The following is a 23,649-nucleotide window of genomic DNA, read 5'->3' as shown; positions in this document are numbered from 1 at the left end:
GTTACCCCTGTGCCACCAGAATCAGCGCGGCGATGATAAAACCCAGCGCGATAATGCGTTTGGTATCAATCCTGCGGTGCGGCGTACCGAGCAGGCCGAAGTGGTCGATAATCAGGCTTTTAAAGACCTGACCCGCCAGAATGCCAATCATCGTCATGGCGATGCCAATGACGGGCGTGGCGATCGTCAGAATGACCACGTACACCGGGCCAAGCACGCCTCCCAGCAACTGCCAGGACGGCTGGGCGAAAAATGAGGGACTGTTACGTAGGCTGAAGAACAGCATCAGCAGAAAGGTCAGCGCGGCCCCCACGCCGAAGATGCTGAACGTGGCCCATAAATCCCCGACCTGCGCGCCCAGAGGCCCAAGCAGGCCAGCCTATACGGACAGCCCCATGCCGCCGGCAATGACCAGTAAAATAAAAACAAATTGCATCGTGTCTCTTCTCCTTTTTCAGGCGGAGAAGATTACGCCTTACGACTGATGAGAAAAATGACATAATCAAGGAAACACCTTTGCAGGATATGCATCAATGTACGACGCCGGAAACATCAACCTACGGGCGCTGCTGATCTTCATTGACGTTTATGAAACGCAGAATTTTTCTGTGGTCGCAAGACGGGAAGGGATCTCTGCCTCACAGGTTTCCCGTGTGATCCACCAGCTTGAGGACGCACTCGGTCAGCAGCTTTTTTACCGCAACACGCGCGCCATGATCCCAACGGAAAGCGGGCATCTATTTATCCGCCACGCGCGGGCGATAGCGGGAAATCTTGAGGACGCGAGGCGAGAGATGGATGAACGTGCGGGTGAACCTTCCGGGGTGATCCGCATCAATGGCCCGGTGTTCTTTGGGCAAAAAAATATCGCGCCCGGACTTGCTGGCCTGGCAGCGCGCTATCCACGGCTCAGCATTGAGTTGACGCTCACCGATGATTTTATCGATCCGCACCGGGACGCCGCCGACCTGATCTTTCGTATCGGCGCGCTGACCGATTCGTCATTTCACGCCCGGGGATTCGGCCAGCAGTTTTATCATCTGGCGGCATCGCCTGCCTATTTGCGTCAATACGGCGCGCCGCAGGGACCGGAAGATCTCAGCCGTCACCACTGCCTTGTGTATCGCGGCTCGTCTGGCCCTAACCGCTGGCTGGTCCGCCAGCCCGGGCACGAGTGGACCCATTATCCCGTTGCGCCGCTGATGACCTCCAATAACGCGGAAACGCTGTTGGTGGCCGCGTTGGGCGGAATGGGTATCGTGCTGTTCCCGGACTGGCTGGTGAGCGACAAGCTGAAAAGTGGCGAGCTGGTGGCCCTCCTGACGGATCGGGAATGCTCTATCAACACCGAGCCGCAGAGCATCGCGGCGATCTACCCGAACGCGCGTCATCCGCCCCTGAACGTCAGGGCGGTGATTGATTATTACGTTGAGCGGTTCGGTACGCCGCCGTACTGGCAGGCCTGAGGGTTAGCGCGTAAGTTCGCGACGGATGATCTCCGCTCCGGCACTTAAGGCGTTAAGTTTACCGTTGGCAACCTGGCGGGAAAGGGGAGCCATACCGCAGTTGGTCGACGGGTAGAGCTTGTCGGCATCGACAAACTGCAGCGCTTTGCGCAGCGTATCGGCTACGTCCTCCGGCGTTTCGACGTGATTCGTTGCCACGTCAATTGCCCCGACCATCACCTTTTTACCGCGGATCAGCTCCAGCAGATCCATCGGCACGCGCGAGTTATGGCACTCAAGGGAGATGATATCGATGTTAGACGTTTGCAGCTTCGGGAAGGCTTCTTCATATTGCCGCCACTCTGAACCCAGCGTTTTCTTCCAGTCGGTGTTGGCCTTGATGCCATAACCGTAGCAAATGTGTACCGCGGTTTCGCACTTAAGCCCTTCAATGGCGCGTTCCAGCGCGGCGATACCCCAGTCGTTGACCTCATCAAAGAAGACGTTAAAGGCTGGCTCGTCAAACTGGATGATATCGACGCCCGCGGCCTCCAGCTCCCTCGCTTCCTGATTGAGGATTTTGGCGAATTCCCAAGCCAGCTTTTCGCGGCTTTTGTAATGTGCGTCATAGAGCGTGTCGATCATCGTCATTGGGCCTGGCAGCGCCCATTTAATCGGTTTGTCCGTCAGCTGGCGCAGGTACTTCGCGTCGTCTACGAACACCGGTTTCTGACGCGCGACGGCATCAACCACGGTGGGTACGCTGGCGTCGTAACGGTTACGAATGCGTACCGTCTGACGGTTTTCAAAATCAACGCCGCTGAGATGCTCAATAAACGTGGTGACAAAGTGCTGACGGGTCTGTTCGCCGTCGCTGACAATATCAATGCCCGCGCGGATCTGATCGTCGAGGGATAAACGCAGCGCATCGCGTTTACCGGCAATTAATTCTTCATCCTGCAATTTCCAGGGGGACCACAGCGTCTCGGGTTGGGCAAGCCATGACGGTTTAGGTAAGCTGCCTGCCGTGGACGTCGGGAGCAATGTTTTCATAATAAAAGACCTTTGGTGACGATGTATTAAAGCGCGTAGCAATCAGACCACTGCTCGAGTATGTGTTTGTAGGGCTTAATAAAGTGCTCTTGCGTGAACTTACCCTGTTCAACCGCTAAATGACTGCGTTCTTCCCGGTCGTAAACAATTTTGGTCAAGGAGTGATCCTGCTGGTTCAGATCGGGCTGATAGCATTGCCCCGCCGCCGAGTTGGCGTTGTATATCTCCGGGCGATAAATTTTCTGGAAGGTTTCCATCGTGCTGATGGTGCCGATCAGTTCCAGGTCGGTGTAATCACGGAGCAAATCGCCGGAGAAATAGAAGGCAAACGGCGCGACGCTGTTTTCAGGCATGAAATACCGCACCTGTAACCCCATTTTCCCGAAGTATTGCTCGGTCAGCGAGGTGCCGTTCGGGCGATACTCTATCCCCAGTACCGGATGCTGATTTCCGGTGCGTTGATAGGTGTCTTTGCTGGAAACGCTTAAGCAAATCACCGGCGCTTTTTTGAAATTCTGTTTATAGGCGCCTGAATTGACGAAGCTTTTAAACAGATTCCCGTGCAGCACGCCAAAGTCCTCGGGAAGGCTGAACGCCGCCCGGTTTGCATTGTGCTCGGGCAGTACGACGCTGAAATCATAGTCCCGCACGTAGGAAGAGAAGTTGTTTCCGACGATCCCGTCGAGGCGTTCGTTGGTTTTTTTATCAACGATATAGGTTTTCAGGATTTCAATGGCCGGGAAGGTGGCGTGGCTACCTTCTTCAGCGATGTTCAGGTCGGCTGAAATGATCTCAAGCTCCACGGCGTAGCGATCCGCGTTGGGGTTATCCCAGTGGGCTAACGCATTGAAACGGTTGTTAATCATCACGAGAGTATTACGCAAATTTTCCTGACGTTTCTCCCCGCGTGCCAGATTGGCAAAGTTGGTCGTCGTGCGCGTGTTTTCTGAAGGGTTATAATTTTCATCAAAGCAACTGCGCTTAAGCGTAAAGGTAAAAGCCTGGCTCATCGTGGTTTGTATCCTGACTGTTCATGTTGCTGATTCGTTAACAATGCATAATTTATGCCTGAGCGACGGAACGAGGGGAAGTGACTTAATTTCACTGCAACATGAGGGTTCTTCATTCACGCCAAACCGTGTCGCTGGCACAGCCCGGCGGATTCCAGATATAATCACTAAAATTTACAACCGGTTTAGAAACGAAAATGACAAAACTCACCCTACAAGAGCAGATGCTGAAAGCGGGTCTGGTATCAAGCAAGAAGATAGCCAAGGTTCAGCGTACGGCGAAGAAGTCACGCGTACAGGCTCGTGAGGCCAGAGAAGCAGTGGAAGAGAACAAAAAGGCGCAGCTTGAGCGTGACAAGCAGCTTAGCGAACAGCATAAGCAGGCTGTGCTGGCAAAAGAGTTTAAGGCGCAGGTGAAACAGCTTATTGAGATGAACCGCATCACCGTATCAAAGGGCAACATCACCTTTAACTTCACCGACGGCAATCTGATTAAAAAGATTGAGGTGGATAAACAAACTCAGGCTCAGCTTATTAACGGTCGACTGGCGATTGCGCGTCTAGTCATCAATGCCAATGGCGACTGCGAATATGCAATCATCCCGGCGGTGGTGGCGGATAAAATCGCCCAGCGCGATGCCGACAGCATTGTATTAAACAGCGCGCTGAGTCAGGAAGAGCAGGATGAAGACGATCCGTATGCTGACTTTAAAATTCCTGATGATTTGATGTGGTAAATACCTGTCAAAACGGTGCAGCGTGACGGGCGTTGATCGCCTCTCCGCTCACCGGATGCACAAAGTCCAGCCCGCTGGCGTGCAACATCAAACGCGGCGTCCCTTCAGCCCCCGGCATTTCAAGCCCACCGTATAAATCGCAGCCCAGAATAGGGTGCCCCAGCTGCTGGCAGTGAATGCGTAGCTGGTGGGTCCGCCCGGTTTCCGGAATCAGTTCGACGCGCGTTAACGGCAATTCCTTACCCTTATCAATACGCTCCACTACCCGAAAGCGGGAGCGGGCCGGTTTGCCGCTGATGGCGCAAATTGACATTAACGGGAACAGGGCCGGGTCTTTAGCAATTGGGGCATCGATTATCCCTTCGTCGTCCTTAACGTGTCCGCAGAGCAGGGCGGTGTACGCTTTGCTTACGGCGCGCTGGCTGAACTGATGGCACAGCGCCGCGTTGATCGCTTTGTTTCGCGCAATCACCATAATGCCGGATGTGCCGAAATCCAGGCGATGCACCAGGGTGCAGCCGGGGAACGTCTGGACCAGGCGGTAATGCACCGAATCGAGATTCTGCGGGTTCTTCCCCGACAGGCTCAGCAGCCCGCTGGGCTTGTTGATCAGAATAAGATCGTCGTCCTGCCAGAGGATCTCAATGTCTTGCGTACACGGTGGGGCAATAAAGGTATCGATAATTACAGACATCAGGCTGCCCGGCTTAAGAGTGGGAGCGGATGATAACGAAATGCGGGGAAAAAGAAAAACCCTCCCACCGGGCGGTGAGAGGGGGAATACTTAGGCTGTTACCAGGCTGTCGATAGCGGCTTTCGCATCGGACTGCGCTTTGGTCGCCACTTCCGGACCGTACGCGATACCTTCAGCGAACACGAAGTTCACGTCGGTGATGCCGATGAAGCCCAGGAACAGGGTCAGATACGGTGCAACCAGGTCAGTTGGGGTATCTTTGTGGATGCCGCCACGGCTGGAGAGCACGATGGCACGCTTGCCTTTCACCAGGCCTTCTGGACCGTTTTCGGTGTAACGGAAGGTTACGCCCGCACGCGCCACCAGGTCGAAGTAGTTCTTCAGCTGGGTTGGAATGTTGAAGTTGTACATTGGGGCGTTGATGACGATAACGTCGTGCGCCTGCAGTTCAGCAATCAGTTCATCGGACAGCGCCAGGGCTTCCTGCTGACGTGGCGTCAGCGGGGCATCGCTTGGGCGCAGTGCGCCAACCAGCTCACCGTCGAGGACAGGAACAGGGTTAGCGGCCAGATCGCGAACGGTGATTTCGTCGGCGGAGTGCTGCTCACGCCATTGTTCAACGAAGTAGTCGGAAAGCTGACCAGACTGTGAGTACCCTGCCAGAATACTGGATTTCAACACTAATACTTTGCTCATGGGTGATTCCTGTTTTGTATTTGATTGAAGGGGGTTGCCCCGTTGCTTGTTGACACTTTATTCACAATCCTGCCACAGGGATAGCGCAATATATCGAAGTCTATGTTCGAAATTTTTGAATAAGGCGCGAAAAGCGCTGATGTGGTACTCTATATCAATCATTAAAAAGAGATTTTATCCGGCAGTGCACTGCCCGTTAACGCTATGACAGAACAACAAAAATTAACCTTCCCGATGCTCCTGCAACAGCTTGATTCACTGATGCTGCGCGATAAGCAGCGTTTTGCCCGCCGTCTGCACGGGGTCAAGAAGGTTAAAAATCCTGATGCACAACAGGCCATTTACCAGGAGATGGCAAAAGAGATTGACCAGGCGGCAGGGAAAGTTGTGCTGCGCGAAGCCGCACGCCCGGCGATCACCTACCCGGAAAACCTGCCCGTCAGCCAGAAAAAGCAGGACATCCTTGAGGCCGTGCGCGATCACCAGGTGGTGATTGTGGCGGGGGAAACCGGCTCCGGTAAAACCACCCAGTTGCCGAAAATTTGTATGGAGCTGGGGCGCGGAGTTAAAGGGCTGATCGGCCACACCCAGCCGCGCCGTCTGGCGGCACGGACCGTGGCGAACCGTATTGCCGAAGAGTTGCAGACCGAGCCGGGTGGCTGCATTGGCTACAAGGTGCGATTCAGCGATCACGTCAGCGACAACACCATGGTGAAGCTGATGACCGACGGTATCCTGCTGGCCGAGATCCAGCAGGACCGGCTGCTGATGCAGTATGACACCATCATCATCGACGAAGCGCACGAGCGCAGCCTTAACATCGACTTCCTGCTCGGCTATCTGAAAGAGCTGCTGCCGCGTCGCCCGGACCTGAAAATTATCATCACCTCCGCGACCATCGATCCGGAACGCTTCTCGAAGCACTTCAGCAATGCGCCAATTATTGAAGTGTCGGGTCGGACGTACCCGGTTGAAGTGCGCTATCGCCCGATTGTAGAAGAGGCAGACGATACCGAACGCGACCAGCTGCAGGCGATTTTCGACGCCGTTGACGAGCTGGGTAATGAAAGCGCGGGCGATATCCTGATCTTTATGAGCGGCGAGCGCGAAATCCGCGATACCGCCGATGCGCTGAGCAAGCGCGATCTGCGCCATACCGAGATCCTGCCGCTGTATGCCCGTCTGTCGAACAGCGAGCAAAACCGTGTGTTCCAGGCGCATAGCGGGCGTCGCATTGTGCTGGCAACCAACGTGGCGGAAACCTCGCTCACCGTACCGGGCATCAAGTACGTTATCGATCCGGGCACGGCGCGTATCAGCCGCTACAGCTATCGCACCAAGGTCCAGCGTCTGCCGATTGAGCCGATTTCACAGGCTTCCGCCAACCAGCGTAAAGGGCGCTGCGGCCGCGTCTCCGAGGGGATCTGTATTCGTCTCTACTCCGAAGACGATTTCCTGTCGCGTCCGGAATTTACCGATCCGGAAATTCTGCGTACCAACCTGGCCTCCGTTATCCTCCAGATGACGGCACTGGGGCTGGGCGATATCGCTGCGTTTCCGTTTGTTGAGGCGCCGGATAAACGCAACATTCAGGACGGTGTGCGTCTGCTTGAAGAGCTAGGGGCGATCACCACCGATGAACAGGCCACCGCATACAAACTCACCCCGCTGGGGCGTCAGTTGAGCCAGTTGCCGGTCGACCCGCGTCTGGCGCGTATGGTGCTGGAGGCGCAGAAGCACGGCTGCGTGCGCGAGGCGATGATCATTACGTCGGCGCTCTCTATTCAGGATCCGCGCGAGCGTCCGATGGATAAACAGCAGGCGTCCGACGAAAAACATCGCCACTTCCACGATAAAGAGTCCGATTTCCTCGCCTTCGTGAACCTGTGGAACTACCTGGGTGAGCAGCAAAAAGCGCTCTCATCGAACCAGTTCCGCCGCCAGTGCCGCGTGGATTTCCTGAACTATCTGCGGGTACGCGAGTGGCAGGATATCTACACCCAACTGCGTCAGGTTGTGAAAGAGTTAGGCATCCCGGTTAACAGTGAACCGGCGGAGTACCGCGAAATTCATATCGCGCTGCTGACCGGCCTGTTGTCCCACATCGGGATGAAGGATGCGGATAAACAGGAATTTACCGGCGCACGCAATGCGCGCTTCTCCATCTTCCCGGGTTCCGGTTTATTCAAGAAACCGCCGAAATGGACCATGGTGGCGGAACTGGTTGAAACCAGCCGTCTGTGGGGACGTATTGCCGCGCGCATCGATCCGGAATGGGTTGAACCTCTGGCTCAGCACCTGCTGAAACGCTCATACAGTGAACCCCACTGGGAGCGGGCGCAGGGCGCGGTGATGGCAACGGAAAAAGTGACGGTTTACGGGCTGCCGATTGTGGCGGCGCGTAAGGTGAACTACAGCCAAATCGACCCGGCCCTGAGCCGTGAGCTGTTTATCCGTCATGCGCTGGTGGAAGGCGACTGGCAGACGCGCCATGCGTTCTTCCGCGAAAATCTGAAACTGCGCGCCGAAGTGGAAGAACTGGAGCATAAATCGCGTCGCCGCGACATTCTGGTGGACGACGAGGCGCTGTTCGAGTTTTACGATCAGCGTATCAGCCACGACGTGATTTCTGCCCGCCACTTCGACAGCTGGTGGAAAAAGGCGAGTAAAGAGACGCCGGACCTGCTCAACTTTGAAAAGAGTATGCTCATCAAAGAGGGGGCGGAATCGGTCAGCAAGCTCGATTACCCGAACTTCTGGCATCAGGGTAACCTGAAGCTGCGCTTAACCTACCAGTTTGAGCCGGGCACGGATGCGGATGGCGTCACCGTTCACATCCCGCTGCCGCTGCTAAACCAGGTAGAAGAGAGCGGTTTTGAGTGGCAAATCCCCGGGCTGCGCCGCGAGCTGGTGATTGCGCTGATCAAATCGCTGCCGAAACCGGTGCGACGCAATTTTGTGCCTGCGCCAAACTACGCCGAGGCGTTTTTAGGCCGCGTCACGCCGCTGGAACTGCCGCTGCTGGATTCCCTGGAGCGCGAATTCCGGCGCATGACCGGCACCACCATCGACCGGGAAGACTGGAACTGGGATCAGGTGCCCGATCACCTGAAAGTCAGCTTCCGTGTCGTGGATGAGAAAAACCGAAAACTGCAGGAAGGTCGCTCTCTGACGGCGCTGAAAGAGGCGCTAAAAGGCAAAGTTCAGGAGACGCTCTCTGCGGTTGCCGACGACGGTATCGAGCAGAGCGGGCTGCATATCTGGAGCTTTGGTCAGCTTCCGGAAAGCTACGAGCAGAAGCGCGGCAACTACAAGGTGAAGGCCTGGCCGGCGCTGGTGGATGAACGTGACAGCGTTGCCATCAAGCTGTTTGATAATCCGCAGGAACAGCAGCAGATGATGTGGCGCGGTCTGCGCCGCCTGCTGCTGCTGAACATCCCGTCGCCAATCAAGTACCTGCACGAAAAGTTGCCTAACAAGGCCAAGCTGGGGCTGTACTTTAACCCGTACGGCAAGGTGCTGGATTTGATTGACGACTGCATCTCCTGCGGTGTGGACAAGCTGATCAACGAGGCGGGCGGCCCGGTCTGGACGGAAGAGGCGTTTGCCCGACTGCACGAAAAAGTCCGCGCCGAGCTGAACGATACCGTGGTAGAGATTGCTAAACAGGTCGAGCAGATCCTGACGGCGGTGTTTAACATCAACAAGCGTCTGAAGGGCCGGGTGGACATGACCATGGCGCTGGGGCTGTCAGACGTGAAGGCACAGATGGCGGGGCTGGTGTACCGTGGTTTTGTGACCGGCAACGGCTTCAGGCGCCTTGGCGACACGCTGCGTTACCTCAATGCGATTGAAAAGCGCCTGGAGAAAATGGCCGTCGACCCGCACCGCGATCGTGCCCAGATGCTGAAAGTGGAAAGCGTCCAGCAGGCGTGGCAGCAGTGGCTGAATAAACTGCCCCCGGCACGCCGGAATGATGAGGACGTGCAGGAGATCCGCTGGATGATCGAGGAGCTGCGCGTCAGCTTCTTCGCGCAGCAGCTGGGGACACCGTATCCGATCTCGGACAAGCGTATTTTGCAGGCCATGGAGCAGATTTCGGCGTAAACATTAGCGGTTTGGGGGCGTCGGGCTCCGGAGCCGTATGTTTCCCCTCACCCCAACCCTCTCCCATAGGGAGAGGGAGCCAATCGCGCGGATTTCCGCTTTTGAGCCTCTTCCTCCATGGTGAGGGCATCATCCCGCATAACGCTCACCCATTCACCATAGCCAGCGTAAACCCATCCCAGCCTTTCACCCCGACGGTTTGCAACGCAGTAGCGGTAAGGCGTGGGTTGTCGCCAATCATCTCAATAAACCGCCGTACCCCTTGCACGCGGGCGTCATCGCTCTGCCCATTGATGACCTCGCCGTCGCGCACCACGTTATCACCCACAATCAGCGTCCCCGGACGGGCATAGTGCAGCGCCCACTCAAGATAGCCAGGGTTATTGGGTTTATCGGCGTCGATAAAGATCAGATCGAAAGGGGGAATATCGCCCAGGTTTTCCAGGGAACGGAGCGCCGGGCCTTCAATCAGCTCTATGCGATCCTCAAGCCCTGCAAGCTGAATATTCTGGCGTGCCACGCGGGCGTGTGTGGGATCGGCCTCAAGCGTAATCAACTTTCCGTCCGGCGGCAGGGCGCGTGCCATCCAGATGGCGCTGTATGCACCGAGCGTGCCGATTTCAAGGATGCGCTGCGCCTGCGTCATGCGGACAAACAGCGCCAGCAACTGCCCCTGATTGGCCGCTACGTCGTGTTCGGGTAAACCGGCGCGAATGTTGTTATCCAGCACCTGCCGGAGCACGTCATCCTGGGGAATAAGCGAAGAAATCATGTAACGATCAACCGCAGACCACTGTTTTTGCATGATGACACCTCAGGTTAATAAAGCCCGTAGGCCGGGTAAGGCGCAGCCGCCACCCGGCACGTTGTCACTGACTGCGCCATCCTCCGCCGAGCGTATTATACAGATCAATCTGCGCCAGCAGCAGGTTATTTTTCACCTGCACCACGTTAGTTTGCACCGAGTACAGCGTGCGCTGTGCGTCGAGGACGTCCAGATAAGAGGAGTAGCCGTTGCGATAGCGATTTTGCGCGATGCGCAGCGTCTCCTGGGAAACCCCCTTCTGGGCCAGCAGTTCCTTCAGTTGTTCCTGATAGCGCGTAATGGCGTCAAGGCTATCGTTAACCTCCACGAACGCGTTACGCACGGTCTTTTCATAGGTGTACAGCGCCTGATTGCGCTGGGATTGTGAAATGTCCACCTGCGCATTCAGCGCCTGGCGGTTCAGCAGCGGCGCAAGAATACTCCCGCCTGCGCTCCAGAGCTGGAGCGGATTGTCCAGCAGCCCCGACAGCGTGCGATCCTGTACCGATCCGGTTGCCGTCAGGTTGATCGACGGCAGCAGGCTGGCGCGGGAGGCCGCGAGCGTGGCATCTGAAGCAACCAGCGCCCGCTCTGCCTGGACGATATCCGGGCGACGGTTGAGGAGCGTGGAAGGGAGCTGTGATGGCAACGTCAGTGGCGTAAGGACATCGAAACTCTCGCTGCGCGCCACCTCGCCGGGCTGCGTGCCGAGCAGCACGCTCAACGCGTTCTCCTGCTGTGCAATCTGGTGCTTAATCAACGGCACCTGCGCGCGCGTGGCGCGCAGTTCGGAATCGGATTGCATCAGCTCCAGCCGCGAACTGTAGCCGGTTTCAAACTGACGCCGGGCGAGGTTGAATGCCTCTTCGCGGGATTTAAGCGTCGACTGCGTCACCTGAAGCTGTGCATCCAGAGAGAGCAGGGTGACATAGCCGGAGGCCACCGATGAGGCGACGGTCAGGTCTGCGGCGGCGGCGGCGGCTTTTTGCGCCTCCAGCGATGCCTCTGCGGCGTTGGCGGTGCTGCGGTTCACTCCCCAGATATCCACATCGTAGCTGGCGGTCAGGCTGCCTTTGTACAGGGAGCCGTATACCGGAAGCCCGGTAGCAGCAGACTGGGAGCGGGCGCGGGTGCCCGTCACGCCCGCATCCAGGGAGGGAAACAGGCTACCGTCGGCGGCATACACCCGCGCCTGATATTCGTTAATCCGCTCGCGGGCAATCAGCACGTCGCTGTTGTTTTCCAGCGCCAGATCGACGTAGCGGTTCAGGTAGCTGTCGTGAAAATTTCGCCACCACAGCTGTTCTGTCGCACTGCCCGGGCCGGTCGCCGCGCGCCATTGCGCAGGAATGTGCAGGGTCGATTGCGCGGGCTTAACGTCGACGGACTGGCAGCCGCCAAGCAGGGCGGCTATGAGTAAACCGACCAGCGGGCGAAGGATCATGGCTTCGCCTCCCGGGTATCAATCGTGACCTGCACCGACATGCCGGGGCGCAGCAGCGCAGACGCTTCCGGGTCACCCAGCACCTCAATGCGCACCGGAATACGCTGGGCGATTTTGACGAAGTTACCCGTGGCGTTATCCGGCGTGATGGCGCTGAACTCCACCCCCGTCGCCGGCGAGATGCTCTCAACGCGGCCCTGATAGGCCTTATCGTTCAGGGCATCCACGGTGAACGTGACCGGCTGTCCGACGCGCAGATTGGCCAGCTGCGTCTCTTTTATATTCGCGATAACCCAGTGCTGCGGCGGGACCAGCGTGGTGAGGTGGGTGCCTGCGGTGACATAAGCCCCCAGACGGACGGCGATCTGGCCGAGCTGGCCATCGCGCGGGGCCACGATACGGGTGTTTTGCAGGTCAATCTGCGCCAGCTCCAGCGCGGCTTTAGCGTTATCGACATCGGCCTCCAGCGAGCCGCGATTCACGATCACCGTCTGCAGATCCTGACGCGACATCTCAAGCGTGGCTTTCGCCTGTTCGATGTCAGCGCTGCCCTGAGCAGCACTCGCCAGCGCCGCGTCGCGCTCGCGCACAGAGAGCGACCCGTCTGCCGTCAGATCTTTTACGCGTTTTAAATCCGCCTGATTTTTCAGGTTTTGCGCGCGGGCATTTTTCAGGGCCGCATCGTTTTTGGCGATCACCGCTTCCGCGCTTTTGCGCTGTTGCAGGTTGTTGTTCAGCGCGGCTATCTTCATTGCCAGCTGCGCTTCGGCCTGATGGACGCGCTGGCGATAGATACGGTCATCGATTTGCAGCAGCAGGTCACTCTTTTTGACCTTATCGAAATCCTTAACTCTCACGTCCGTGATATAGCCATTGACCTGCGGGCTGATAAAGGTGGTTTGCCCCCGGACGTAGGCGTTGTCGGTAAACTGGGCATGGCGCGTAAACGGCGGAAGCTGCCACGCATAAAGGATCACCAGCACCCCGACAATACCGATTGCCGCAGCGGTGAAAACAGACACTATGCGCACATTTTTGCGGGTATTGGCCTGCTCTTTAGCGGCATCCTGCTGACTCATAACAACTCCCAAAACGTCATTGACTCGTATCCATTATTTGTTGCCGGTGGCATTTTTTAACGCCATTTGGGCAGTGATGCGCAGACGCAGCAAGCGCCATAAAATCCACACCAGCGTGGCGGCCGCGATGCTTGCCGTCAGCAGGTAGGTATCATTGTAAGCCAGAATATTCGCCTCAAGCGTGGTCACCGTCTGGAGCTGGGTAATGGCCTGCGTGCTCAGCAGCGCGCTGTCACCGATCAGGCTTTTATACAGTTGGGTATAGGCCTGAATGCGCTCGTTGACCAGCGGATTGAGGGTGGTGAGCTGATCGGCCAGCAGGCTGGAGTGATACTTTTCGCGCCAGGTCTGGAAGGTGCCGAGTATGGCTGAACCCAGCAGGCCCCCGACGTTCTGGCTCATACCAAACAGCACCGAGAAGCTCACCAGGTTGCGCGGGTCGGCGATAACCCCGCCGATGCCCGCCAGCATGGCCGGGGCAAGGAAGAAGGCGCTGCCAAAACCCAGCAGGAACTGGCTGAACATCAGTTGATCCGGCCGGGTCAGGTTGTTCGACTGGCTGTCCAGCAGCGAGGCGATAATCATTAACACCAGCGACGTGACGATCGGCCAGGCCAGCTTCGTGGGTTTAATCGTCAGGCAGCTGGTGACGATGCCGCAGACGATACCGGCAAAAATGGCCCACGCCAGATGGGTCATCTGTTCGTTCTGTAACCCGACGTACTGCAGCCAGCCGATGACGCCGGTATTCTGCTCCGCCAGCACGATGCGGATCAGCAGCATGATCAGCCCAAGGCGTAAAATACTGCCGCTCGAGAGCCAGCGGGTGTTGAGCAGAGGGTTGCTGCGGTTATGCTCAAATACGATCGCCGAGACCACCAGCACCAGCGATAACGCCAGCGACCAGCCAATCCACGGCGCTTCAAACCACCAGTCGAGGCGGCCCAACGAGAGTACCGCGCACAGCAACGCCATGCCCGGAGCCAGTAGAAAGAAGGTGAGGAAATCTTTCTTTTCAAACACCTTGCGCCGATCTCCCGGCGGGAGTTTCAGCGCCATCACGCAGGCCAGCGAGATCAGCGCCAGGCCAAGCTCGAAAAAGTACAGCCCGCGCCACTCATCAAGCTGCAACAGTTCGGTGGAAAACAACCGCGCTAGGGGAATAGCCAGTGACGATCCGGTGATGCCGATGGTGAGTGCTTTGAGGCGATGTTTCGCGGGCCAGGCCTGGATCTGGTAATAGATGCCGAGCGAACTCAGCGCCGCTGCCACCATCCCGTGCGCGGCGCGGACCATCAGTGCGGAGCTAAGATCGTTAACGAAGAGGTGGAAAAAGGTCACCAGCACATACAGCACCAGAAACCCTTCGGTGAAGGCCCGCAAACCGTACTGCTGGCGGAATTTCACCAGCAGCAGGTTAATGGAGACGTTGGTCATGACGTACACGGCTGGCAGCCAGGCAATTTCGGTTGACCAGGCGCCAAACGTGCCCTGTAAATTTTGCAGGTTGGCGGTAACGACCGCGTTGCCGAGTGCGCCCGTCAGGCAGACCAGCAACCCTACCACGCCATAGGCGATCCGTTTCGGTGTGCTGTGTTCCGGCGTTGAAGGGGAACCCAGCAGGGCGGGTTTTTCGTGTGGCTGCCACTCGCGAGGAGCATAAGGGTCGCGCTGGGGCAGGCGCATAGCGTCGTTTACCTTTGAAATTGTTGAATAGTTAGTGGGCTAATGATTCTACGTCTGCCGTAAATCATAATTCAAGTGAATATGATTATCAGACATTTTAGGTTGGGTTGAAAGGTGACAAAATGAAAGGGTACGGACACGCCGGGATTCGGAGTGATCTCCTTTTCAGGACTGACGAGTACGGTACGCTGAACCTAACTGCTGTGAGGAGGTAACAATGACACTGGCACTTTTTCCTTGTTTACCCGAGGCAACCCTGAATGCCGCTAACGTCGCAGGACGCTGGCTGGCGCAGGATGACCTGCAACCCAATGCGCCCGTCGATTTGGTTATTCTCGCGGGCAACGCGGTGATCCCGACTATCGATGCGGCGTGCAGGGTGGCCTCGGAACAGGGTGTCCCGCTGCTGATTAGCGGTGGTATCGGACACTCCACCACCTTTTTATATGCTGCCATTGCGCGCCACCCGCGCTATAACCGCATTCCCACCACCGGGCGCGCGGAGGCGGCAATCCTGGCTGACATCGCCCGGGAGGTCTGGTCCATACCGCCCGAGCGCATCCTGGTGGAAGACCAGTCTACCAATTGCGGAGAGAATGCCCGCTTCAGCTGGGAGCGGATCAAACAGACGGGGCTGACGCCTGAACGTGTGCTGGTGGTACAGGACCCCACCATGCAGCGCCGCACCATGGCGACCTTTGCCCACGTATGTCGGGCAGAACCGGCGGCCCCTCTATTCATCAGCCACCCCGGCCTGACGCCCGTTCTGCAAAACAGCGATAACGGCCTGACGTTCAGCGGCGGACACGAGGGGCTTTGGCCGGTCGAACGCTATATTTCGCTGCTGCTGGGCGAGCTTCCGCGCTTGTGGGACGACGTCAACGGCTATGGACCGGCGGGGCGTGGCTTTATCGTCCACGTGGTTTTTCCTGCCGAGGTTCAAGCCGCATGGCGCATCCTGCGTGAGGATGCAATCCTTACCGAGGCGCTTGAAAGCCGTTCCCTTATCTAACCTTCTGCCCGTTTGCGGCGTCTTTTTCGCAAACGGGCATTTTGTGTTGCGAATTTGTAATTTGAATGTTCTGCTGACCCGATTCTTCTATGAGATACCTCACAAAAACAGCCTGATAGAGTAGGCAAGTGCCCCTGTGATTGTAATTTTTAACAATAAATTTACTTGTTAAAAACAGTGTAATTACAGGAGCAGGTTATGACAGTACCCGTACAACATCCTATGTATATCGATGGACAGTTTGTGGCCTGGCAGGGTGACGCCTGGATTGACGTCATCAACCCGGCAACCGAAGAGGTCATTTCCCGTATTCCAGATGGCAGCGCCGACGATGCCCGAAAAGCCATTGACGCCGCCGAACGCGCGCAGGCGGGCTGGGAGGCGCTGCCTGCGATTGAGCGTGCAAACTGGCTGCGAAAAATTTCCGCCGGGATCCGCGAGCGCGTCAGCGAAATCAGCGCCCTGATTGTCGCCGAAGGGGGAAAGATCCAGCAGCTGGCGGAAGTGGAAGTCAACTTCACGGCGGACTACATCGACTATATGGCCGAATGGGCGCGCCGCTACGAAGGAGAAATCATTCAGAGCGACCGTCCGGGCGAGAACATCCTCGTCTTCAAACGCGCCCTGGGGGTGACCACCGGGATCTTGCCGTGGAACTTCCCGTTCTTCCTGATCGCACGCAAGCTCGCGCCCGCACTGCTCACCGGCAACACCATCGTCATTAAACCGAGCGAGTTTACCCCCAACAACGCCATTGCCTTTGCCAAAATTGTCGATGATATCGGCCTGCCAAAAGGGGTCTTTAACCTGGTGCTGGGCCGTGGCGAAACCGTCGGCCAGGAGCTGGCAGGCAATCCGAAAGTGGCGATGGTCAGCATGACCGGAAGCGTCGGCGCGGGCGAGAAAATCATGGCCGCGGCGGCAAAAAACATTACCAAAGTCGGACTGGAACTCGGCGGCAAAGCGCCGGCCATCGTGATGGACGATGCGGATCTGGAGCTGGCGGTGAAAGCCATCGTTGACTCCCGCGTCATCAACACCGGGCAGGTATGCAACTGCGCTGAGCGCGTGTACGTGCAAAAGGGCATTTACGACCGCTTTGTGAACCGTCTGGGTGAAGCGATGAAGGCGGTCCAGTTCGGCAATCCGGCAGAGCGCACGGACATTGCGATGGGGCCGCTGATCAACGCGGCCGCGCGTGAGCGTGTCGAGCAGAAGGTGGCGCGCGCGGTGCAGGAGGGGGCGAAGGTGGTGCTTGGCGGTAAAACCGTCGAGGGCAAAGGGTACTTTTATCCACCAACCCTGCTGCTGGACGTGCGTCAGGACATGGCGATTATGCATGAAGAGACCTTTGGCCCGGTGCTCCCCGTAGTGGCTTTCGACACGCTGGAGGAGGCGCTGGCCATGGCGAACGACAGCGACTACGGATTAACCTCGTCGATCTATACCCGTGATTTGAACGTCGCGATGAAAGCCATCAAGGGGCTGAAGTTTGGCGAGACCTATATTAACCGCGAAAACTTTGAAGCGATGCAGGGGTTCCATGCGGGGTGGCGTAAGTCCGGTATTGGCGGGGCGGATGGAAAACACGGGCTGAACGAATACCTCCAGACCCAGGTGGTCTATTTGCAGTCGTAACCGTGATTCCCCCTCCGGTTACGGAGGGGGCAGAGTTTTACAGTGAAGCGAATTTGTCCAGGGTACGCACCAGTTGCGTAACAAACCCGTATTCGTTGTCATACCAGGCGACGGCTTTCACCAGCTGAACGTCGCCCGCCTCGCTGACTTCCGTCTGGGTGGCGTCAAACACCGAGCCAAAGTGCGAGCCAATCACATCCGAGGAGACAATCTCTTCATCGGTATAACCGAATGATTTGTTGCCCTGCGTTGCTTTTTTCAGCGCGGCATGAATATCCTCCACCGTCACCTTTTTCTCGAGGATCGCCACCAGCTCGGTTACGGAACCGGTTTTAACCGGGACACGCTGCGCGTGGCCTTTCAGTTTTCCGCTCAGCGCGGGGATCACCAGCCCGATGGCTTTCGCCGCACCGGTGGTGTGCGGAATGATATTCTCCGCCGCCGCGCGGGAGGCCCGCAGATCTTTCCCGCGTGGGCCATCCACCAGCGCCTGCGTCCCGGTATAGGCGTGAATGGTGGTCATGGTGCCCACCTTAATACCAAAGGCGTCGTGAAGCGCTTTCGCCAGCGGGGCCAGACAGTTGGTGGTGCACGAGGCCACGGAAACAATCGTGTCATTCGCGTCGAGGGTGTCGTCGTTCACGTTAAACACGATGGTTTTCATCTCGCCCGCCGGAGCGGAGATCAGCACTTTTTTCGCCCCTGCATCCAGGTGCGCGCGGGATTTCTCTTCCGAGGTGTAAAAACCGGTACATTCGACCACGATATCAACGCCTGCGGCTTTCCACGGAATATGCTTCGCCTCTTTTTCGGCGTAAACCGAAATGGTTTTGCCATCGACGATCAGCGAATCTTCGGTGAAATCGACGCTCCACGGGAAGCCGCCGTAGTTGGAGTCGTGCTTGAGCAGGTAGGCCAGCACTTTCGGTGAGGTCAGGTCGTTGATGGCGACCACGGTGTTGCTGTCCTGGGTTTCAAGAAGGCGACGAAGTACAAGGCGTCCAATGCGTCCAAATCCATTAATGCCAATTTTACTCATGGTTATCTCCTGGAAAACGTGTCGGTACGACAGTTTGAACTTATCCAGGCTTAGACCATGACGGGCAGGGCGGCAATTGAAGATGTTTCATTGCCTGCGAAGTAATTGAAAAACCATACAGAAAAGTTAATGAATTTTTAAGGAAAGCTGGTTATGTTGACGCAATATCAGTTCTTTATCGGGAAAAGACATGCGCACTAAATATACGGGCCTGCAAATAGGTATTCACTGGCTGGTGTTTTTATTGGTTATCGTGGCCTATTGCGCCATGGAGTTTCGGGGCTATTTCCCGCGTGGCGATCGCCCGCTGATCAACATGATCCACGTCTCCTGTGGCATCTCCATTCTGGTGCTGATGGTGGCGCGCCTGCTTATCCGCCTTAAATTCCCGGCACCGCCCATTCAGCCGAAGCCGAAAGCGATGGTCACCGGCCTGTCGCATCTTGGACACCTGATTATTTATCTGCTGTTTATCGCGCTGCCGTTGATTGGCATTGTCATGATGTATAACCGCGGCAATGACTGGTTTGCATTTGGCCTGGTGATGCCGCATGCGGCAGAGGGCAATTTTGACGTCGTGGACATGCTGAAATCGTGGCACGTCACGCTCGCAAACCTGGGCTATTTCGTTATTGGCCTGCACGCCTTTGCGGCGCTGCTGCACCACTACTACTGGAAGGACAACACACTCCTGCGCATGATGCCGAAAAAGCGTCAGTAACATCGAAAAAGGGCCTGCGCGATGCAGGCCCTTCTTTTTAGTTCAGACGGGCAACTTCATCTGCCGTCAGCTCCAGCGTCTCGGTTGACCCTGTCTCAGACGATTTCACTGCCGCTTCCAGCACGGCCATCACCGCCAGCGCCTCAACGGGGTGTACCGGATTATCCATTTTGCCGAACAACGCATCACGCACGTTAATGTAATACTGGCGCTGATCGCCTTTCGGGGTTTTTACCGGGTGCGGCTCACCGCTGGCATCAAACAGCACCATATCATCATCGTCTTCGCCCCACGTCGCGCTGCCCGGCACAATACCTGCCAGCAGCTGGGCTTCCTGCTGATCGATTCTGGCTTTCAGCACGCTGGCCTTGTCACCGTGAACGGCAAAACGCATCGCGCTGCCTGCGACCAGCATGCTGCAATGCAAAATAACCTTATGCGACGGGTAGTTGAGCACCACATGCGCCCAGTCGTTAATCTCCGCTCCGTCACGCAGGGTGGCGATGTTGCCCTGCACGGACTGCGGAAGGCCGAAAAGCTGCAGCGTCTGGTCGATCAGATGTGGCCCCAGATCGAACCACAGGCCGCTGCCGGGGACATTTTGCTCTCTCCAGCGTGCGCGAACCTCCGGGCGGAAGCGGTCGATGTGCGACTCGAAGTGCTTCACGTTGCCCAGGCTGCCTTGCTCAATGACCTGCTTGATGCCGAGGAAGTCGCTGTCCCAGCGGCGATTGTGGAAAACGGAGAGCAGGCGCTGTTTTTCTTCCGCCAGCGCAATCAGATCGCGGGCTTCCTGCATGTCGAGGGTAAAGGGTTTATCGACCACAACATGTTTGCCTGCATTCAGGGCCAGCGTTGCCAGCGGGGCATGCGTCGCATTCGGAGAGGCGATTACTACCAGGTCGACATCGGGGTGCTGAATGGCCTCTTCAGGCGTCGCCACCACGATAACGTCTGCAATATCGCGTTTAACCTTTTCGGCATCCCGGGAGGAGACGACTGTCAGCTTCAGCCCGTCGATGGACTGGATCAGCGGCGCATGGAAGGTTTTTCCGACAAAGCCATACCCGATCAGCGCAATGTTGATTGTCTTACCGTTAACCTTATTCATGTGTTCTCCACGTTATTGTGCCTCTGCAAGGGTCACTTGCATGGCGCCACCGTCCCCAAGCTCGGGCCAGGGACGATCTAAAAACAGTTGATGAATGCCGGATAGCCCGGAAACCAGATAGGGTTCGCAGCGGTTGAGCTTCATATGGTCCGCCACGATCCAGTGCTCATGGCTCGCAGCCAGCATGGCGCGTTTGACCTCGGCATCAGCCTCCGTGCTGGCGCTTAAGCCAAGCTGCGCATGAATGGCGCAGGCACCGAGGATGGCAATGTCTGCCCGATAGCGCGACAGCAGAGCGAGTGTGGCGCTACCGGCAAACAGGCGCTGCTGGTGATCCCATTTTCCGCCAAGCAGGATAAGCTCGATATCCTCCCGCTCGCTAAAGCACTGGGCGATATCAAGAGAAGGGGTGATAACCGTTAGCGGCCCCTTAAGGACGTTCGCCACCGCCAGCATCGTGCTGCCGGCATCAAGGAACAGCGTCGACCCCGTCGGCACGCTTTGCGCGACCCGTTTACCCAACTGCTGCTTGATCTTCGGCAGCAAGGTATTCCGCCCCTGACGATTCATGGCTGACAAATTAAGCGCAATAGCACCGCCGTGATTCTTCTGCGCCAGCCCCTGTTTTTCGAGGTCCGTCAGATCGCGGCGAACCGTATCGGCAGAAACCTGCAGCTTTTCAGCAAGGTCGATGATGCTCGCCTGGCCCTGTTCGCTCAGGATATCAAGCAGATACTTTTGTCTGGCCGTTTTATGCATGTTTTTTCAAATCCTGCAAAATATCGCAATAAATTGCATATTACAGCATTTTTCCGGAAAAGGAATGCGACTTGCTGCCGTAATCCGTCAGGGCGCATCATCCAGAGCGGTTGTGTTGCGAAAAATTGTTCACGTAGGTAATCATTAACAACCCATTGATTAAGTGTGTTTAATCAATTTTTAAAATGTTTGATTGGTGTTAAAACAATGTGTTGCATTTAATTTGGTTAAAGGAACTAATGAATAGCCAATCATCAACGAAAAATTTTACTTTTTTATTTTAGTGTGGGTTTTTCTTCCGTATAAAATGGTTAATGTAGAATTTAATAATTTACAGAAGGGGGCGGTTACTTAAATTGACACTTCTTTGAAAATCTTTGTGTCTGACCCGAAATGAAATTAACCCAAAAATGTACAAACCGATAATTAAGAATTTTACTTAAGAAACAACGAGTTTATATGTTTCATCTGAAAGGCTCTTTTTACGGATTTGTCCAGAAACGTGAGGATTTTTCTTATTTGTAACACCACATTAACATTGTGGCTGTAGTGGGATATAAGACATTTTGTTATGCTGCCGGCACGTTAAAGAAATAAGTAAATTCCTAATTTAAATTAGTCCTTGGTCAGGCCTTATCTCCAGCGTGGATGGGTATGGGTTTCCTTTGCCGAAAATTCTTGAGGAGGATGATGAATAATCGCCAAATTATTTTTACCTCTTATTGGGTATCTAATTGCGCGACATTCAGCGACAGGAGAGAACATGTCTATATTGCCAACAAACCTATTATTTAAAATATCCGCCGGACTGGCGTTAATTTCGCTGGCGATTAATCCGGCAGTGGCGAATAACGGCCAGGCGGCATTTGCTCCCGTCGCGGCAACTACCTTAAAAGAAAGTATCCTTTTTGCTATCGACCGCGACCCGTCCGTTAGCCAGCAGGCCGCACAGCTGGGCATTGGTCAGGTGCAAATAGATGAAGCGCGCAGCGGCTGGATGCCGCAAATATCCCTGAACGGCAGCACCGGCCATAGCCAAACCACCGACTCCAGCGGATCGCTGCGCAATTCTGCCGCCTGGGGATTAAGCCTGACGCAGCTGATCTACGATTTCGGTAAGACCAACAACAGCATCAGCCAGGCCTCATCCCAGCGGGACAGCTATCGCTTTCAGTTGATGAGAACGTTATCTGACGTGGCCGAAAAAACGGCGCTGAGCTATGTCGAAGTGAAACGCTATGCCGACCTCCTGCAGGCCGCCAGAGAAAACGTCCAGGCGCTTAAAAACGTTGAGAAACTGGCAACCCTTCGTGCGGATGCGGGGGTGAGTTCGACCTCGGATGAACTTCAGACCCGCACGCGAATTGCCGGGATGCAGGCCACCGTTGAGCAATATACCGCTGCGTTAAACAGCGCCCGCGCCAGGCTTGCGGTACTGACGGGGATGCAGGCCGAACGGTACTCACCGGTTCCCGCCAGACTGGCCATTGAGCAGGACGCCGTTAACCGCATTGATTACGCCTCGATCCCGGCGGTCATGGCCGCGCAGAATATGGAAAAGGCCGCGCAGTACGGGATCGAAACCGCAAAGTCTCAGCACTGGCCAACGCTGAGCCTGAAAGCAGGCCGTACGCGCTATGAGTCAGATAACCGCTCATACTGGGACGATCAGATCCAGCTGAATGTTGATGCCCCGCTTTATCAGGGCGGCGCGGTATCGGCCCGGGTACGCCAGGCGGAAGGTGCGCGCGCAATGGCCGCTTCGCAGGTAGATCAGGCGCGTTTTGACGTGCTGCAAAAAGCCTCTGTGGCGCAGGCGGACTGGACCGGCGCGCTCGGCAGAAGAGAGGCGGGGAAACGGCAGCTTGAGAGCGCGCTCCGCGCCCGGGATGTCTACAAAAATGAATACACCCTGAGCAAGCGCAGCATTAACGATTTGCTCAGCGTAGAACAGGATGTCTGGCAGGCCATTTCCGCAAAAATAATGGCGGAATATGATGGCTGGAGTGCCGCAATTAATTACGCCTCTGCGGTGGATAATCTCATGCCGCTGGTTGGAATAGAGACAAATGCCGCAGCGAAATTACCGGATTTGAGTTAACGGAAGACGCGATTTTCAGCGTGGAATAAGTCAAAAAAGAATGGGGCGTAATCCCCAGGGCGAGTTACAGCTATCGGGTGGACATTTTCACAGGACACCGTACACCTGCAAGGAGAAGAATATGAGTAGCGTAAAAGTTGTTGATGTCATCATTCGTAAAACGGCGGAGAAGGCAAAATTAACCGGCGAGGGAAATATGTCGGTCTCGATCTCATCGCCCGCCGTGATTGAAATTCAGGGCTCTGCACAGGACGTGGCGCGCTATGTTCGCCAGGGTAAAGACCTGCTCATTTATATGAAAGATGGCAGCGTGATCCGCTGCAATAACTATTTCGCTGAAGATCCTGAAACGCACCACCATTCTGAACTGGTGTTTAACGATAATCAGGAATTAACCCATATTTCTTTTGCCGACACCGGAGAAGTGACCGGCGTCGCGACAGCCGAGCTGACCGCGCAGGCGGCACCGATTAGCAGCATTGAACCTTTCATGGAGCAGGGCGGCGTGCTCG

The 23,649-nt window shown here is 56.1% G+C and carries 18 protein-coding genes and 2 pseudogenes; 8 read left to right on the top strand and 12 right to left on the bottom strand.

The window, feature by feature from the left end; genetic code table 11:
- Position 1 precedes the first annotated feature (1 nt).
- Positions 2 to 436, bottom strand: a pseudogene (locus tag ACWKX3_RS05590) (DMT family transporter).
- Positions 437 to 533: 97 nt separating this feature from the next.
- Here ACWKX3_RS05590 and ACWKX3_RS05585 point away from each other — a divergent pair.
- The gene (locus tag ACWKX3_RS05585) at positions 534 to 1,466 is read left to right on the top strand and encodes a LysR substrate-binding domain-containing protein (RefSeq protein ID WP_454541421.1); all 933 of its coding nucleotides are present in this window, start codon (positions 534 to 536) and stop codon (positions 1,464 to 1,466) included.
- Positions 1,467 to 1,469: 3 nt separating this feature from the next.
- On the opposite strand, the gene ACWKX3_RS05580 is transcribed toward ACWKX3_RS05585, so the two are convergent.
- Entirely contained in the window at positions 1,470 to 2,498 is a 1,029-nt protein-coding gene (locus tag ACWKX3_RS05580) for a methionine synthase (RefSeq protein ID WP_446187296.1), read from the bottom strand.
- 26 nt (positions 2,499 to 2,524) lie between these two features.
- Positions 2,525 to 3,508: a DUF1852 domain-containing protein gene (locus ACWKX3_RS05575; RefSeq protein WP_101737760.1), complete on the bottom strand. Its 984-nt coding sequence runs from the start codon at positions 3,506 to 3,508 to the stop codon at positions 2,525 to 2,527.
- A 197-nt stretch (positions 3,509 to 3,705) separates the two neighbouring features.
- Here ACWKX3_RS05575 and ACWKX3_RS05570 point away from each other — a divergent pair, with 197 nt between their 5' ends.
- Positions 3,706 to 4,245 carry a DUF2058 domain-containing protein gene (locus tag ACWKX3_RS05570; RefSeq protein ID WP_454541420.1) on the top strand — a complete coding sequence of 180 codons (540 nt, stop codon included), beginning with the start codon at positions 3,706 to 3,708 and terminating at the stop codon, positions 4,243 to 4,245.
- 7 nt (positions 4,246 to 4,252) lie between these two features.
- Here the strand turns inward: ACWKX3_RS05570 and ACWKX3_RS05565 are convergent, their stop codons facing one another.
- Both ACWKX3_RS05565 and azoR read right to left on the bottom strand, forming a co-directional pair.
- Complete coding sequence (locus ACWKX3_RS05565) at positions 4,253 to 4,939, bottom strand: RluA family pseudouridine synthase (RefSeq protein ID WP_088207313.1); 687 nt, start codon at positions 4,937 to 4,939, stop codon at positions 4,253 to 4,255.
- Positions 4,940 to 5,029: 90 nt separating this feature from the next.
- Positions 5,030 to 5,635 carry an FMN-dependent NADH-azoreductase gene (gene azoR / locus ACWKX3_RS05560; RefSeq protein ID WP_006175119.1) on the bottom strand — a complete coding sequence of 202 codons (606 nt, stop codon included), beginning with the start codon at positions 5,633 to 5,635 and terminating at the stop codon, positions 5,030 to 5,032.
- A 204-nt stretch (positions 5,636 to 5,839) separates the two neighbouring features.
- Here azoR and hrpA point away from each other — a divergent pair, with 204 nt between their 5' ends.
- A complete protein-coding gene (gene hrpA, locus ACWKX3_RS05555) occupies positions 5,840 to 9,742 on the top strand; it encodes an ATP-dependent RNA helicase HrpA (protein ID WP_454541419.1) in 3,903 nt (1,300 codons plus the stop codon).
- A gap of 145 nt (positions 9,743 to 9,887) precedes the next feature.
- Here the strand turns inward: hrpA and ACWKX3_RS05550 are convergent, their stop codons facing one another.
- From ACWKX3_RS05550 to ACWKX3_RS05535, 4 genes are all read right to left on the bottom strand, one after another.
- The gene (locus tag ACWKX3_RS05550; protein ID WP_137848566.1) at positions 9,888 to 10,547 is read right to left on the bottom strand and encodes an O-methyltransferase; all 660 of its coding nucleotides are present in this window, start codon (positions 10,545 to 10,547) and stop codon (positions 9,888 to 9,890) included.
- A gap of 64 nt (positions 10,548 to 10,611) precedes the next feature.
- Positions 10,612 to 11,991 carry an efflux transporter outer membrane subunit gene (locus ACWKX3_RS05545; protein WP_454541418.1) on the bottom strand — a complete coding sequence of 460 codons (1,380 nt, stop codon included), beginning with the start codon at positions 11,989 to 11,991 and terminating at the stop codon, positions 10,612 to 10,614.
- The gene (locus ACWKX3_RS05540; RefSeq protein WP_454541417.1) at positions 11,988 to 13,070 is read right to left on the bottom strand and encodes an HlyD family secretion protein; all 1,083 of its coding nucleotides are present in this window, start codon (positions 13,068 to 13,070) and stop codon (positions 11,988 to 11,990) included. Before ACWKX3_RS05540 ends, ACWKX3_RS05545 begins: the two co-directional genes overlap by 4 nt.
- Positions 13,071 to 13,103: 33 nt before the next feature.
- Positions 13,104 to 14,756: an MFS transporter gene (locus tag ACWKX3_RS05535; RefSeq protein WP_438503829.1), complete on the bottom strand. Its 1,653-nt coding sequence runs from the start codon at positions 14,754 to 14,756 to the stop codon at positions 13,104 to 13,106.
- Positions 14,757 to 14,973: 217 nt separating this feature from the next.
- Here ACWKX3_RS05535 and ACWKX3_RS05530 point away from each other — a divergent pair, with 217 nt between their 5' ends.
- Both ACWKX3_RS05530 and aldA read left to right on the top strand, forming a co-directional pair.
- Positions 14,974 to 15,768 (top strand): YdcF family protein, encoded by a 795-nt coding sequence (locus ACWKX3_RS05530; RefSeq protein ID WP_454541416.1) that lies wholly within the window; start codon positions 14,974 to 14,976, stop codon positions 15,766 to 15,768.
- Positions 15,769 to 15,966: 198 nt separating this feature from the next.
- Positions 15,967 to 17,406: an aldehyde dehydrogenase gene (gene aldA / locus ACWKX3_RS05525; RefSeq protein ID WP_101737754.1), complete on the top strand. Its 1,440-nt coding sequence runs from the start codon at positions 15,967 to 15,969 to the stop codon at positions 17,404 to 17,406.
- A gap of 37 nt (positions 17,407 to 17,443) precedes the next feature.
- Here aldA and gap read toward each other — a convergent pair whose 3' ends face one another.
- On the bottom strand, positions 17,444 to 18,445 hold the full coding sequence (gene gap, locus ACWKX3_RS05520) for a type I glyceraldehyde-3-phosphate dehydrogenase (protein ID WP_006175144.1): 1,002 nt from the start codon (positions 18,443 to 18,445) through the stop codon (positions 17,444 to 17,446).
- A 190-nt stretch (positions 18,446 to 18,635) separates the two neighbouring features.
- On the opposite strand from gap, the gene cybB reads away from it, so the two are divergent.
- Positions 18,636 to 19,166 (top strand): cytochrome b561, encoded by a 531-nt coding sequence (cybB, locus tag ACWKX3_RS05515; RefSeq protein ID WP_404599746.1) that lies wholly within the window; start codon positions 18,636 to 18,638, stop codon positions 19,164 to 19,166.
- Positions 19,167 to 19,203: 37 nt separating this feature from the next.
- Here the strand turns inward: cybB and ACWKX3_RS05510 are convergent, their stop codons facing one another.
- Together ACWKX3_RS05510 and ACWKX3_RS05505 are read right to left on the bottom strand one after the other, a co-directional pair.
- Complete coding sequence (locus tag ACWKX3_RS05510; RefSeq protein ID WP_454541415.1) at positions 19,204 to 20,277, bottom strand: oxidoreductase; 1,074 nt, start codon at positions 20,275 to 20,277, stop codon at positions 19,204 to 19,206.
- Positions 20,278 to 20,289: 12 nt separating this feature from the next.
- Positions 20,290 to 21,036, bottom strand: a complete 747-nt coding sequence (locus ACWKX3_RS05505; protein WP_454541414.1) for a DeoR/GlpR family DNA-binding transcription regulator — start codon at positions 21,034 to 21,036, stop codon at positions 20,290 to 20,292.
- Positions 21,037 to 21,799: 763 nt separating this feature from the next.
- Between ACWKX3_RS05505 and ACWKX3_RS05500 the strand changes: the two genes are divergently transcribed.
- Both ACWKX3_RS05500 and ACWKX3_RS05495 read left to right on the top strand, forming a co-directional pair.
- On the top strand, positions 21,800 to 23,137 hold the full coding sequence (locus ACWKX3_RS05500) for a TolC family outer membrane protein (RefSeq protein ID WP_454541413.1): 1,338 nt from the start codon (positions 21,800 to 21,802) through the stop codon (positions 23,135 to 23,137).
- 40 nt (positions 23,138 to 23,177) lie between these two features.
- Positions 23,178 to 23,609 (top strand): annotated as a pseudogene (locus tag ACWKX3_RS05495) (BapA/Bap/LapF family prefix-like domain-containing protein); the annotation flags it as partial.
- Positions 23,610 to 23,649: the final 40 nt, after the last annotated feature.

Source organism: Enterobacter sp. UPMP2052, assembly GCF_053709675.1.
This window is presented reverse-complemented; position numbering and strand designations above follow the sequence as displayed.

Excerpts from the sequence above, each read along its gene's own strand:
- ACWKX3_RS05585 (WP_454541421.1), top strand. The coding sequence starts at position 534 with ATGTACGACGCCGGAAACATCAACCTACGGGCGCTGCTGATCTTCATT.
- ACWKX3_RS05580 (WP_446187296.1), bottom strand. The coding sequence starts at position 2,498 with ATGAAAACATTGCTCCCGACGTCCACGGCAGGCAGCTTACCTAAACCG.
- ACWKX3_RS05575 (WP_101737760.1), bottom strand. The coding sequence starts at position 3,508 with ATGAGCCAGGCTTTTACCTTTACGCTTAAGCGCAGTTGCTTTGATGAA.
- ACWKX3_RS05570 (WP_454541420.1), top strand. The coding sequence starts at position 3,706 with ATGACAAAACTCACCCTACAAGAGCAGATGCTGAAAGCGGGTCTGGTA.
- ACWKX3_RS05565 (WP_088207313.1), bottom strand. The coding sequence starts at position 4,939 with ATGTCTGTAATTATCGATACCTTTATTGCCCCACCGTGTACGCAAGAC.
- azoR (WP_006175119.1), bottom strand. The coding sequence starts at position 5,635 with ATGAGCAAAGTATTAGTGTTGAAATCCAGTATTCTGGCAGGGTACTCA.
- hrpA (WP_454541419.1), top strand. The coding sequence starts at position 5,840 with ATGACAGAACAACAAAAATTAACCTTCCCGATGCTCCTGCAACAGCTT.
- ACWKX3_RS05550 (WP_137848566.1), bottom strand. The coding sequence starts at position 10,547 with ATGCAAAAACAGTGGTCTGCGGTTGATCGTTACATGATTTCTTCGCTT.
- ACWKX3_RS05545 (WP_454541418.1), bottom strand. The coding sequence starts at position 11,991 with ATGATCCTTCGCCCGCTGGTCGGTTTACTCATAGCCGCCCTGCTTGGC.
- ACWKX3_RS05540 (WP_454541417.1), bottom strand. The coding sequence starts at position 13,070 with ATGAGTCAGCAGGATGCCGCTAAAGAGCAGGCCAATACCCGCAAAAAT.
- ACWKX3_RS05535 (WP_438503829.1), bottom strand. The coding sequence starts at position 14,756 with ATGCGCCTGCCCCAGCGCGACCCTTATGCTCCTCGCGAGTGGCAGCCA.
- ACWKX3_RS05530 (WP_454541416.1), top strand. The coding sequence starts at position 14,974 with ATGACACTGGCACTTTTTCCTTGTTTACCCGAGGCAACCCTGAATGCC.
- aldA (WP_101737754.1), top strand. The coding sequence starts at position 15,967 with ATGACAGTACCCGTACAACATCCTATGTATATCGATGGACAGTTTGTG.
- gap (WP_006175144.1), bottom strand. The coding sequence starts at position 18,445 with ATGAGTAAAATTGGCATTAATGGATTTGGACGCATTGGACGCCTTGTA.
- cybB (WP_404599746.1), top strand. The coding sequence starts at position 18,636 with ATGCGCACTAAATATACGGGCCTGCAAATAGGTATTCACTGGCTGGTG.
- ACWKX3_RS05510 (WP_454541415.1), bottom strand. The coding sequence starts at position 20,277 with ATGAATAAGGTTAACGGTAAGACAATCAACATTGCGCTGATCGGGTAT.
- ACWKX3_RS05505 (WP_454541414.1), bottom strand. The coding sequence starts at position 21,036 with ATGCATAAAACGGCCAGACAAAAGTATCTGCTTGATATCCTGAGCGAA.
- ACWKX3_RS05500 (WP_454541413.1), top strand. The coding sequence starts at position 21,800 with ATGTCTATATTGCCAACAAACCTATTATTTAAAATATCCGCCGGACTG.